Raw genomic sequence first — 11,833 nt, 5'->3', positions numbered from 1 at the left:
CTCGCCTTTCATCCGGGAGTAGGTCAAACGTTGCCTATGGTACGGTCACGGCGTGGTATCCGACGCCAGCAGGCCAGAGTCCCCCAAGGTATCCGCGAGGACGGCCCGAGCCGGTCTCGGCGGGCTGCTGAAGGGGTTCGCCCAGCACCCCGTGATCGTGTCCCGCGTCGTCGCGGCCAAGGTCAAGTCCGACCCGATCCGGGTGGCCCAGGCCGCCGCGGAGACCCTCCCGCCGAAGCTGCGCCCCGTCGTGGGCAAGGTCGCCTGGCCCGCCGCGCGCCGGGCGAGGTTCGTGTTCCGCAAGCTCGGCATGCGCGTGCTCAAGGGCCCCTGGAACGACGCCAAGGAGCACTTCGACGCCGGCCGGATGACCGACGCCGTCGCGGTGCTGCAGCCGTACACCAAGTACCCCTTCATCAACCGCCGGGCGACGTACTACGCGGGCGAGCTGGCCGCCATCCAGCCGAACCCGATCCCGCCCAAGCCCAAGGTGATCGTGGGCGAGCGCGTCCAGGGGCGGGTGCTGCACTGCGTCACCAACGCCCTGCCGTACACCCAGGCGGGCTACACCGTGCGGACCCACCGCATCGTCACCGCGCAGAAGGCCGCCGGGCTCGACCCGCACGTCGTGACGAGCTGGGGCTGGCCGATGATGCAGGGCCACGCCGACGCCGAGCCGTACGAGGAGATCGACGGGATCCCCTACCACCGGCTGCTGCCCAGCGGCGAGGTGCCGTTCGAGAGCCACGGCCGGATGATCCGCGGCGCCGGCGAGGTGACCGAGCTGGTCAGGACGCTGCGCCCGCAGGTGCTGCACGCCGCGACCGACCACCGCAACGGCTCGGTGGCGCTGGCCGCCCGCGAGCGGACCGGCACGCCCCTGGTCTACGAGGTCCGCGGCTTCCTGGAGGAGACCTGGGCCTCGCGCGACCCCAAGCGGGTCGGCAGCCAGCGGCAGGTGCTGCAGCGCGAGCGCGAGGCGTTCATCATGCGCTCGGCCGACGCCGTGGTCACCCTCGCCGAGACCATGGCCACCGAGATCGTCGACCGGGGCGTGCCGCGGGAGAGGATCTACCTCGCGCCCAACGCGGTGGACGACTCCCTGCTCACCGCCTCCTACGACGGCCCCGCCTTCCGCGCCGCCTACGGCATCGAGCCCGGCGAGATCATCATGGGCTCGGTGTCGAGCATCGTGGGCTACGAGGGCTTCGGCACGATGATCAGCGCCGCCGCGCTGCTGCGCGACCGGGGCACCCCGATCAAGGTCCTGCTCGTCGGCGACGGCGCCGCCCGGCCCGAGCTGCTGGAGCAGGTCGAGGAGCTGGGTTTGCAGGACATCGCGATCCTGCCCGGCCGGGTCGGCCCGGACGAGGCGCTGCAGGCCCAGGCGGCCATCGACATCTTCGTCTGCCCCCGCGAGGATCTGCGGGTCTGCCGACTGGTCACGCCGCTGAAGCCGGTCGAGGCGATGGCGCTCGGCAAACCGGTCGTGCTGAGCGACCTGCCCGCGCTGTCGGAGCTGGTGGGCTCCGACGGCGCCGGCCTCCTGGTCCCGCCGGGCGACCCCGAGGCGCTCGCCGACGCGCTCGCCGAGCTGCGCGAGGACCCCGAACGGCGGGCCGCCATGGGCGAGGCGGGACGGGCCGAGGTGGCGGCGAAGCGCACGTGGGGCCGGGTCGCGGAGACCTACCGCGAGATCTACCGATCCCTCACCGACCGATGACCACCCGTCATGAGCTGTATGACCAGCCGTTTACGAGGCGTTCAGTCGCATTAGACGTGCCTCGTTCCGACTTGAGATAGCCTTTGCCACCATGAAGTGTTGTTTCCGGCATTCCAGGGTCGCGCCGTGAGTGAGCGAAGCGAGCACGCCGACGGGCGGGGCAGCCTCGCGGGCGTGGCCGAGGAGGCCCATGACGTGGGCGTCTACGACCTGGCCGTCATCGGTCTCGGGTATGTCGGCATGCCCCTGGCCAAGGAGGCCGCGGCTGCGGGCCTGCGGGTCGTCGGCTTCGAAGTCGACCCCGCCAAAGTCGAAGCCCTGAACGCGGGCCGCTCCTACATCGACGACCTCACCGACGCCGACCTCGACCACATGCTGGCCGGCGGATTCCGCGCCACCCTCGACGAGTCCGTACTGGCCGCCAGCCGCACCGTCGTCATCTGCGTGCCCACCCCGCTGGACGAGGACCACCGCCCCGACCTGTCCGCCGTCGAGGGCGCCACCGCCACGGTCGCCCGCAACCTCTCCGCCGGCACCCTGGTCGTCCTGGAGTCCACCACCTGGCCCGGCACCACCGACGAGGTCGCCCGCCCGATCCTGGAGGCCTCCGGCCTCGCCGCGGGCACCGACTTCCACCTCGCCTTCTCGCCCGAGCGCATCGACCCGGGCAACCCCAAGTTCGGCCTGCGCAACACCCCCAAGGTCGTCGGCGGCTACACGGCCGCCTGCCGCGACCGCGCGGTCGGGTTCTACTCCCAGTTCGTCGAGCAGGTCGTGCCGGTCAGCGGCACCCGCGAGGCCGAGATGGCCAAGCTCCTGGAGAACACCTACCGGCACGTCAACATCGCCCTCGTCAACGAGATGGCGATCTTCTGCGACGAGCTGGGGATCAACCTCTGGGAGTCCATCGAGGCCGCGGCCACCAAGCCGTTCGGCTTCCAGAAGTTCCTGCCCGGTCCGGGCGTCGGCGGCCACTGCATCCCGGTGGACCCGTCGTACCTGTCCTACACGGTCCGCAAGCTGGGCTACCCGTTCCGGTTCGTGGAGCTGGCCCAGGAGATCAACGAGCGGATGCCGTCGTACGTGGTCGCCCGCGTGCAGCGGCTGCTCAACCGGCACAAGAAGGCGGTCAACGGCGCCAGGGTGCTGCTGCTCGGCGTCACCTACAAGCCCGACATCGCCGACGAGCGGGAGACCCCGGCCCTGCCGGTCGCGCGGGCCCTGCTGGAGCTCGGCGCCGATCTGGTCTTCGCCGACCCCCACGTCAGGGAATGGCGGGTGGACGGCATGGAGGTGCCGCGCGAGGACGACCTCGCCCGGGCGGTCGCCGAGGCCGACGTGACGCTGCTGCTGCAGCAGCACGCCGCCTTCGACCTCGCCACCATCGAGGACCACGGCCGGCTCGTGCTCGACACCCGCGGCGTGCTCGCCGAGGGTGAACGCGTCGAGCGACTCTGACGGCGGAGGCTGCGCGCAGTGCACGTGCTCGTCATGACGGTGGTGCATCACCCCGAGGACGCCCGGATCCTGCACCGGCAGATCCGGGCACTCGTCGATGCCGGTCATGAGGTCACGTACGCCGCGCCGTACACCGCGCGGGGTGTCATGGCCCGGTCGTGGGTGAACGGCGTCGACCTGCCCCGGGCGGCGGAGCGCAGGCGCCTGTCCGCCGTACGCGCCGCCCGCAAGGTGTTCAAACGCATGCGCGACCAGGTCGACCTGGTCGTGATCCACGACCCCGAGCTGCTGCTCGCGGTCGCGGGCGTGCGACGGCGGCCCCCAGTGGTCTGGGACGTCCACGAGGACACCCCGGCGACCCTGTCGCTGAAGCCCTGGCTGCCCGCGTTCCTGCGGCCCCCGGTACGGTTCCTGGCCCGCACGTTCGAAGGCGTCGCCGAGCGGCACCTGCACCTGCTGCTGGCCGAGAGCGCCTACGCCGGCCGGTTCAGCCGCACCCACCTGGTCGTCCCGAACGAGACCTGGGTGCCCGACGCGGTGACCACGCCGGGCGACGACCGCGTCGTCTACCTCGGCTGGCTGTCGGAGGCGCGCGGGGTGCACGACGCCATCGAGGCGGCCCGGCTGCTGCGGCCGCATCGGGTGACGGTCGAGCTGATCGGCTACGCCGACCCGCAGTCCCGGCCGGCGCTGAACGCGGCGGTGGCCGAGGGGGTGCTGGAGTGGCGCGACTTCATGCCGAACGACGAGGCGCTCAAGCGGCTCGACGGCGCGATGGCCGGCCTGTCGCTCCTGCACGACGAGCCCAACTACCGCCACTCCATGCCGACGAAGATCGTGGAGTACATGGCCCACGGGGTCCCCGTCATCACCACGCCCTCGCCGCGCGCGGTGGAGCTGGTCGAACGCTACGACAGCGGCGTGGTCGTGCCCTGGAACGACCCCAGGGCGGTCGCCGACGCCGTGCTGTTCCTCCGGAACGACTCCCGCGAACGGCATGCCATGGGCGCCCGGGGGTATGCGGCGGCCCGTGCGAACCATCACTGGCCGAACTCCGCCCGCCGCTTCGTGGCCCAACTGGAAGAGTGGGGCGGCGTCAAGAACTGACCGCTTGTACGGGTTGCACGGCGAAATGGTTTACGTCCGCCTGATCACAAGAACGGTAGTGTCCTGATCGTGCGCTGGTTCACCGCTCTGCTCGGCGTGGCGATCCTCGCGGTGGTGGCGGCGGTCGTCCTGGTCCTCCCCCGGGACGACGAGAAGGCGACCGGCGACAGGACGCCGATCGCGTCGTCGGTCCCCGCACGGACCCCCTCGACCCCCGCCCCGAAGGCCGAGTTCACCGACCCCTGTGGAACGTTCGACACGGCCATGCCCACGCCGTACGCGGTGACCGGCTACTGGCTCATCCCCACGGCCGACCACTGCACCTGGCGGCGGCAGTTCGCCGCCATCCACCGGCTGGGCGGCGACACCGTGATCCGGATCGGCTGGGGCCTGCAGGCCCGCCGCGTCGACGACGAGGGCCGCGTCCTGGACAAGAACGGCGAGGAGGTCGACCCCCGCTACGAGCCGTGCGTGGAGGACGGGCTGCCCTGCGAGGCCGCGGCCGAGCGCGACCTCAAGGCCGCCAACCCCGGCAACCGGGTGAGCTGGACGTTCGTCTACCGCACCGACGAGGCGTTCGGCCCCGGCCTGTTCCGCTGCCCGGAGTTCGAGCGGAAGATCCCCGTCGGCAAGACCGTCTTCTACCGCCTCATCGTCAACGAGGACGGCAGCGACGACCCGACCTGCGACAACATCAGGACCAAGGGCCGCGGCTACCACGTGATCCTGATCGCCGCGGCGGAGCAGGACAGCCTCACCGAGCTGCTCGACCTCGGCGACCAGTTCGGGGTGAAGGTCTTCCCCGCGCTGCCGCTGGCCCCGCGTGACCCGGCGCTGCAGTCCAGGGCCGCCAAGCAGGGCACGAACACCCTGACCACCCTCACCCGGCGCATCCTGCAGGACTACGGCGACCGCTTCGGCGACCGGGCCTCGCTGGGCGGCTTCTATCAGCCGTTCGAGGTGCAGATGCGCGACATGCGCTACTCGGGGTCCAACGATCCGGAGGAGGCGAAGAAGGACCACCCGACGCTGCGGGTCTACGCCTCCCAGCACGAGATCGTCGAGCAGGAGATGCCGGGCAGGCCCATCCTCGTCAGCCCCTACCTCGACGCCCGCAAGAGGCTGCCGTTCAGCGCCACCCCCAAGGAGGTCGCCCGGGGGTTCGAGGCCCTCGCCAGGACCGGGGTCGGCATCATCGCCCCGCAGGACAGCCGCGGCACCGGCAAGGTCGGGCTGTTCTGGCCCGACGAGCGCGACGAGAAGGTGGACGAACGGCTGCGCCCGGTCGTGGGGGAGGCCGACAACGGCACCGCCTACCACGGCTCGACCCGCGACTACTACCGGGAGATGTCCGCGGCCCGCGACCGGATGGCCGAGCAGGGCTACAACGTGCAGCTGTGGGCCAACGTGGAGGCGTTCGAGCCGTCGAAGGGCGAGCCCTGCGAGGTACGGACCGGCGACCGCGGCCGTACCGACAAGAAGCGGCTCGACGCGGCCGTGACCCAGGCCGGCCGCTACGTCTCCAAGATCGTCTCCTACATGTGGAGCGACTTCTTCACCTGCGGCTCGCCGTCGCTGTCGGAGGAGGTCACCCGCGACTGGAACCGGCCCATCCCGGTGGACGCCGTCCGCCGGCCGCGTGACATCCAGGACGGCGTGGAGATCCGGGGCTACAACATGCCGATCGGCGCGAAGGTCACCCTGACCTGGGAGGGACAGGAGACCCCCAAGGTCGTCGAGGTGGCCGGGGTGAACCTCAACCCGCCCCCGCCGAACCAGCCCGCCCGGATGGAGACGGCGTGGATCCCCTTCGACTGGACCCAGGTGCCGCCCGGCCAGTGGGTGGAGGTCGAGGTCGCCGCCCCCGACGGACGGGCCGCCGCCGAGGCGCTGCACGTCCGCGTCGACCTCTGACCGGTGTAACGTGCCTGGCATGGTGCCGCGCATTCCCGTCAGCGTGGACCTGGTCGTCCTCACGGTGCGCTGCCAGGCGCTGAGCGCGCTCGTCTGGCGCCGCGACAGGCCCCCATCCGAAGGACGCTGGGCCCTGTCCGGCGGATTCATTCAGCTCGACGAGGACCTCCCGGCCGCCGCGGCGCGGATCCTCGCAGAACGGGCCGGCCTGCCCGGCGCCCCGGTCCACCTGGAGCAGCTCCAGACCTACGGCTACCCCGACCGCGACCCGCGCCAGCGCGTGCTGAGCGTCGCCTACCTCGGCCTCGCCCCCGACCTGCCGGCCTCCACCGAGGCGCACATGAGTTGGGAGCCCGTCTCCTCGCTGCGCGACATGGCCTTCGACCACCGGCGCATCATGGTCGACGGGGTCGAGCGCGCCCGCAGCAAGCTGGAGTACACCCCGCTGGGCGCGGCGTTCTGCCCCCCGGAGTTCACCGTCGCCGAACTGCGCCGGGTCTACGAGATCGTCTGGGACCGTCCCCTGGACCCGCGCAACTTCCACCGGAAGGTCACCCGGGCGGAGGGCTTCCTGGTGCCGACCGGCCGCACCACCACCCGCGACGGCGGCCGCCCCGCCAAGCTCTACCGCCGCGGCCCGGCGACGCTGCTGCACCCCCCGATGCTCCGCTCCCTGAAGGACTGACCTCACCGGCTCCACGAAGGACGGGCGGTGACGACACGGACGGCGTCGCCCGGACGTGAGCCCCGGTCACGCAGGGCCGGGGAGACGGACGGAGCCCCCGCCGTTCGGTCCTCGGCGCCTGACGGCGGTCAGAGCTCGTCGATCTCCCCCAGATCGATGTCGATGTCGAAGGGGATGCCGACCTTCAGCCGGTCGTGGTGGACGCCGGCGATCCCGTAGGTCCGCGTGGCCGGGTCGAGCTCGTAGACGTAGACCACCGGGCGGCCCTCGGTGAACTCCACCCGCCAGAAATGGGGAATGCCCGCCCCCGCGTACAGTTGCGGCTTGCGCTCGCGGTCGCGGATCTCGGACTCGGCGGAGACGACCTCGACGGCCAGGAGCACATCTTCCGGCCGGTAGGTCGTCTGCCGCATGTCCTCGACGGCCTCCCCGCGGATCACGATGAGATCCGGCTCCGGCCGCTGCCGCTTTCCGAGCGTCACGGTCATCTCCCTGCGGACGCGCAGGTCCGCGGGAGCGGCCCGGCGAAGCTCACGCTCCAGAAGGAACATCACCAGCGCGTGGAAGTTGGTCTGGGGGCTCACGAAGACGAGAGTGCCATCGATCAGCTCGGTGTGCGGGGGGAGTCCCCTCAACCGGTCCAGGTCATCGGCGGTGAAGCCTCCCGCGGGCGGGATGACCCAGGACGGCAGGGGTTCCGTTTCGGATATGTCGGCATCGGGGGCCTCGGCCACGTGCGGCGGTGCGATGCTCATGTCGTCCTCCCGGTCGGGCAAGCCTCTCACCTCCAGTGTTCCAGGATCATGCCCCGTGCGCCCGCCGTTCTCCCAGCCGGGCGATCCTCCTAAAGTAAGAGCATGCCTCGTTTCCGCGCCATCCTGGACACCATGCCCGCCTACAAGGCGGGCAAGGCCGTCGTCTCGCCCGACGGCCGGTCCTACAAGCTGTCCTCGAACGAATCCCCCTACGAGCCGCTGCCCTCGGTGGTCGAGGCGGTCGCGAAGGCGGCCACGGAGATCCACCGCTACCCCGACCCGGCCGCGACCGGCCTGACCAACGCCCTGGCCGAGCGGTACGGCGTGCCGCCGGAGCACGTCGCGCTCGGCGGCGGCTCGGTGGCGGTGGCCCAGCAGCTCTTCGAGACCGTGGGCGAGCCGGGCGCCGAGGTGGTCTACGCCTGGCGGTCGTTCGAGGCGTACCCGCTGCTGGCCGACCTCGCCGGGACGACCTCGGTACGGGTCCCGCTGGCGGGCGAGTCGCACGACCTGGACGCCATGGCCGAGGCGATCACCCCGCGGACCCGCATGGTGCTCGTCTGCAACCCCAACAACCCCACCGGCACGGCCGTCCACTCGGCCGAGCTGGAGGCGTTCCTGGACCGCGTCCCCGAGGACGTGCTGGTCATCCTCGACGAGGCCTACCGGGAGTACGTCAGGGACGCCGACGTGCCCGACGGCCTCACCTACTACCGGTCCCGGCCCAACGTCGCCGTGCTGCGCACCTTCTCCAAGGCGTACGGCCTGGCCGGGCTCCGGGTGGGCTACCTCATCGCCGACGAGCCGGTGGCCTCCGCCGTGCGCAAGACGATGGTGCCCTTCGCGGTCAGCCACCTCGCGCAGGCCGCCGCGGTCGCCTCGCTCGCGGCCGAGGACGAGCTGCTGGAGCGGGTGGAGGCCGTGGTCAAGGAGCGCACCCGGGTCCGCGAGAGCCTGATCGGCCAGGGCTGGGAGGTGCCCGTCACCGAGGCCAACTTCGTCTGGCTCCGCCTGGGCGAGCGCACGACGGCCTTCGCCGAGGCCTGCGCGGCCGAGGGCGTGGCGGTGCGCCCGTTCGCGGAGGAGGGGGCGCGGATCTCCATCGGCTCCCCCGATGCCAACGACACCTTCCTCTCCGTCGCCGAGGTGTTCCAGAAGGCCTGACGACCCGCCGCGGGCCCGCTCCGCCGGGCCCGCGGCGAAACCCACGGCCCCACGGCCGGCGCGCACGGCCCGCGCCCGCCGTGTACGGCTCGCGTGATCCGTGTACGGCCCGCGCCCGCCGTGTGCGGGCCCGCATGGTCCGTGTACGGCCCGCGCCCGCCGCGTACGGCCCCGTTCCGGCGCGCCGCTAGGCGGCCGCCGGCTCCTCCTCGGCGGCCACCCGCGCCCGGCCGCGGCGCTCGGTGGAGACCACCAGGGCCACGCCCAGGACGATCACCAAGCCCGCCACGAGCATCGGGACGGTGACCGCCTCGTGCATGACGAGGGCGCCCAGGGCGACCGCCACCGCCGGGTTGACGTAGGCGTAGGTGGAGACGAGTGAGATCGGGGCGTTGCCCAGCAGCCAGACGTAGGCCGTGAAGCCCACCAGGGAGCCCATCGCGACCAGGTAGGCCAGCCCCGCCCAGGACGCCCCCGAGATGGCCCCGAAGTCCACGTGCTCGCCCATGACCGAGGCGACCAGCACCAGCCCGGCGCCGCCCGCGGCCATCTCGACCGCGCTCGCGGCGAAGGGGTCGGCGGGCATCGGGATCCTGGCCGACAGGAACGATCCGACCGTCCACGACAGCGACCCGAACAGGATGACGGCGATCCCCACGCCGTCGCCCGAACCGCCCCCGCCGGTCAGCGACAGCCCGGCCACCCCGCAGAATCCCAGCAGCACCCCGCCGAGCGTCAGCGCCCGCGGCCGGTCCCTGGCGATGAGCCGCAGGATGACCAGCCACAGCGGCACCGAGGCCACCAGCAGCGCGGCCAGCCCGCTGGAGATGTGCTGCTCGGCCACCGCGACCATGCCGTTGCCGCCGGTCAGCAGCAGCAGCCCCACCAGCGCGGCCCCGCCGGCCTCCTTCGCGGTCATCCGGAAGGCCCGCCGTCCCCGCAGCGCGAGCACCGCGAGCGCCAGGATCGGGGAGGCCACCAGGAAGCGCATCGCGCCACTGCTCAGCGGCGGGATCGTCTCGATGGCGAACCTGATCCCCAGGTAGGTGGACCCCCACACGACGTACACGATCGCGAGCGCTCCCCACACGAGGAGCGGCCGGGGGCCGACAGCAGTGTCACGGCTCATGACGCATGACAATAGCCCCTGCGCCCGATCGTCATGCCACATATTTCAGACATTGAGACGGGCGAGGGGCCAGTCGCCGGATCATGAGTGAACCGCCGGATCCGGGGAAGTCATGAAGCCTGGAGACGAACCACCGGGCCCCCGTGACCCCCGGAACCATCAGACCCCCGGAACCCCGGAACCACCGGGCTCCGGGAAGTCGCCGGGCGCGGAAGGAAGCCACCGGGCCCGGGGGTGAACCGCGGAGCCCGGGGACCCCGCCGTGCGAGGGCGGGGCCACCCGGCCGCGGAAGGCCGCAGGGGCTCGGCGACCACGCGGACGACCGCACAGCGACCGCACGGTGACCACTCGGACGACCACGCGGACGACCACGCGGCGACCGCTCGACGGCCGGCTCGGTGCCCGCCTCAGTGACCGCCGAGCTTCTCCACGATCAACCGGTACAGCTGGCGGGGCCGGCCCGGCTGGGGGGTGCGGTTCGGCGGAAGCGGCCACGCGAGTCCCTCGTCCACCAGCGTGCGCAGCAACCGCCGTGCCGTCCGCGGGGTGACGCCGAGCATCTTGCCCGCGCTCTCCGCGTCCACCACCGTGTCCCCGCCCTCCAGCTTGGCCGCCAGCCTGGCCAGCACCTCCACGCCCTTCGGCTTGAGCTGCCCGCCGCTCTGGGGAGGCATCCGCGGCGCCGGGACCAGCGCCCTGCCCTCGCGGTCCACCGCGAAGCCCTGCGCCTGCTTGCCCGCCTGCGTGCGCGCCATGGCCGCGCGGGCGTGGGCCTCGGCGTCGTGGGCGGTACGGCCCATGCCGACCCCCACCTCCACCGCCAGACCCAGCTCCTCGCGCACCCGGGCGGCGAACGGCAGCACCCGGAACCCCTCGGTCGCCGTGGCCACCGAACCCCGCGTCGCGGTCACCATGTAGCTGTGGTCGTCGACCGGGGTCACCGCCGCGTTGATCCGGTTGGCCTCCTGCACCAGCAGCCGGTGCAGCGACAGCCGCAGCTCGTCCCGCCAGTGGCGCGGCGCGGCCCGGCGGACCGGCTCGCGCAGCGTGGGCACCTCCACCAGGATCACGGTGAGCTGCGACTCCTCCAGCCGGTGGTGGGCGCCCAGCAGGGTCGCGGTGTGCAGCGCCGTACGGATCGCCGCGGAGGTCGGGCGGATCCTGATCGTCGGCACCCCCGCCGCCTGCAGGCGGTCGGCGACCGCGGGCAGGCACGTCAGCGCGCCGGTGCTGAGGCCCTGGCGGACGAGACGCTCGTGGAAGGCCGTGATCGTCCCGGCGGCCCCGGGCTCGTCGCGGCTGTGCACCTCGCCCGCGGGTAGGCCGAGGTCGGCGTAGGCCTCCTCGACGTCGGCCCGGCTCAACACGTCCACGCTGACCCGGCGGGGGTCGATCCGCTCGTCCAGCGCCGCCCTCGCCAGCGCGGCGATCAGGGCGGCGCCGCCGAGCTGGACGTACGTCGCGGGCATCGTCAGCACCCCCGAACGCCGGGCCAGGTCGTAGGGGACGGGACTGGCGAACAGGCAGGCGTCCACCCCCGCTCCCAAACGATTGACCTTGTCGGAGGCCTCCTGCTCGTCCCGGTATGCAGCGGCTACCAGGCGACAGGGCAGCGGGGCCGCCGCGTGTCCCATCAACATCACTCGCTCGACGAGGTCATGGGGTCCCACGACACCGATAGTGAGGTCCGGTGTCATGGCACCCGGGCGTGACACTCGTGGAGCTTCTTCAGCTCGCTCGACCAATGTTCGTCCCATCATGCCATCCGTTTGTTTCGGCTCTCTTTTGGAACGATCGCTGGTGAAGGCCGTAATGTCACGCCCGATTTGATGTCAATTCTGGAGGCAAGTTCGGGGGTAAACCCCTTACTTCCGTCGTTTACACAGGTCAGCATGGT

The 11,833-nt window shown here is 72.0% G+C and carries 9 protein-coding genes; 6 read left to right on the top strand and 3 right to left on the bottom strand.

What is annotated here, in order from left to right:
* Positions 1–52: 52 nt before the first annotated feature.
* The 5 genes from IEZ10_RS23745 to IEZ10_RS23725 all read left to right on the top strand — a co-directional run bounded on the left by IEZ10_RS23745 (position 53) and on the right by IEZ10_RS23725 (position 6,887).
* Entirely contained in the window at positions 53–1,723 is a 1,671-nt protein-coding gene (locus IEZ10_RS23745; protein WP_189248708.1) for a glycosyltransferase family 4 protein, read from the top strand.
* A gap of 240 nt (positions 1,724–1,963) precedes the next feature.
* Complete coding sequence (locus IEZ10_RS23740; RefSeq protein WP_229811581.1) at positions 1,964–3,181, top strand: nucleotide sugar dehydrogenase; 1,218 nt, start codon at positions 1,964–1,966, stop codon at positions 3,179–3,181.
* A gap of 18 nt (positions 3,182–3,199) precedes the next feature.
* Positions 3,200–4,288, top strand: coding sequence for a glycosyltransferase (locus IEZ10_RS23735; RefSeq protein WP_189248707.1), 1,089 nt, complete (start codon positions 3,200–3,202; stop codon positions 4,286–4,288).
* Between the two features lie 69 nt (positions 4,289–4,357).
* Positions 4,358–6,202: a DUF4434 domain-containing protein gene (locus tag IEZ10_RS23730; RefSeq protein ID WP_189248706.1), complete on the top strand. Its 1,845-nt coding sequence runs from the start codon at positions 4,358–4,360 to the stop codon at positions 6,200–6,202.
* A gap of 19 nt (positions 6,203–6,221) precedes the next feature.
* Positions 6,222–6,887 carry an NUDIX hydrolase gene (locus IEZ10_RS23725; RefSeq protein WP_189248705.1) on the top strand — a complete coding sequence of 222 codons (666 nt, stop codon included), beginning with the start codon at positions 6,222–6,224 and terminating at the stop codon, positions 6,885–6,887.
* Between the two features lie 128 nt (positions 6,888–7,015).
* On the opposite strand, the gene IEZ10_RS23720 is transcribed toward IEZ10_RS23725, so the two are convergent.
* The gene (locus tag IEZ10_RS23720; protein WP_189248704.1) at positions 7,016–7,642 is read right to left on the bottom strand and encodes a Uma2 family endonuclease; all 627 of its coding nucleotides are present in this window, start codon (positions 7,640–7,642) and stop codon (positions 7,016–7,018) included.
* Between the two features lie 102 nt (positions 7,643–7,744).
* On the opposite strand from IEZ10_RS23720, the gene hisC reads away from it, so the two are divergent.
* Positions 7,745–8,806, top strand: a complete 1,062-nt coding sequence (gene hisC / locus IEZ10_RS23715) for a histidinol-phosphate transaminase (protein WP_189248703.1) — start codon at positions 7,745–7,747, stop codon at positions 8,804–8,806.
* A gap of 187 nt (positions 8,807–8,993) precedes the next feature.
* On the opposite strand, the gene IEZ10_RS23710 is transcribed toward hisC, so the two are convergent.
* On the bottom strand, positions 8,994–9,935 hold the full coding sequence (locus tag IEZ10_RS23710) for an EamA family transporter (RefSeq protein WP_189248702.1): 942 nt from the start codon (positions 9,933–9,935) through the stop codon (positions 8,994–8,996).
* A gap of 408 nt (positions 9,936–10,343) precedes the next feature.
* On the bottom strand, positions 10,344–11,633 hold the full coding sequence (locus tag IEZ10_RS23705) for a GTP cyclohydrolase IIa (protein ID WP_189248701.1): 1,290 nt from the start codon (positions 11,631–11,633) through the stop codon (positions 10,344–10,346).
* Between the last annotated feature and the right edge of the window lie 200 nt (positions 11,634–11,833).

This window comes from Streptosporangium pseudovulgare (assembly GCF_014648055.1).
In the GTDB taxonomy this organism is placed as follows: Bacteria; Actinomycetota; Actinomycetes; order Streptosporangiales; family Streptosporangiaceae; genus Streptosporangium; species Streptosporangium pseudovulgare.
This window is presented reverse-complemented; position numbering and strand designations above follow the sequence as displayed.

Coding starts and splice junctions, on each gene's coding strand:
- IEZ10_RS23720 (WP_189248704.1), bottom strand. CDS start 7,642: ATGAGCATCGCACCGCCGCACGTGGCCGAGGCCCCCGATGCCGACATA.
- IEZ10_RS23740 (WP_229811581.1), top strand. CDS start 1,964: ATGCCCCTGGCCAAGGAGGCCGCGGCTGCGGGCCTGCGGGTCGTCGGC.
- IEZ10_RS23705 (WP_189248701.1), bottom strand. CDS start 11,633: ATGACACCGGACCTCACTATCGGTGTCGTGGGACCCCATGACCTCGTC.
- IEZ10_RS23725 (WP_189248705.1), top strand. CDS start 6,222: ATGGTGCCGCGCATTCCCGTCAGCGTGGACCTGGTCGTCCTCACGGTG.
- IEZ10_RS23710 (WP_189248702.1), bottom strand. CDS start 9,935: ATGAGCCGTGACACTGCTGTCGGCCCCCGGCCGCTCCTCGTGTGGGGA.
- hisC (WP_189248703.1), top strand. CDS start 7,745: ATGCCTCGTTTCCGCGCCATCCTGGACACCATGCCCGCCTACAAGGCG.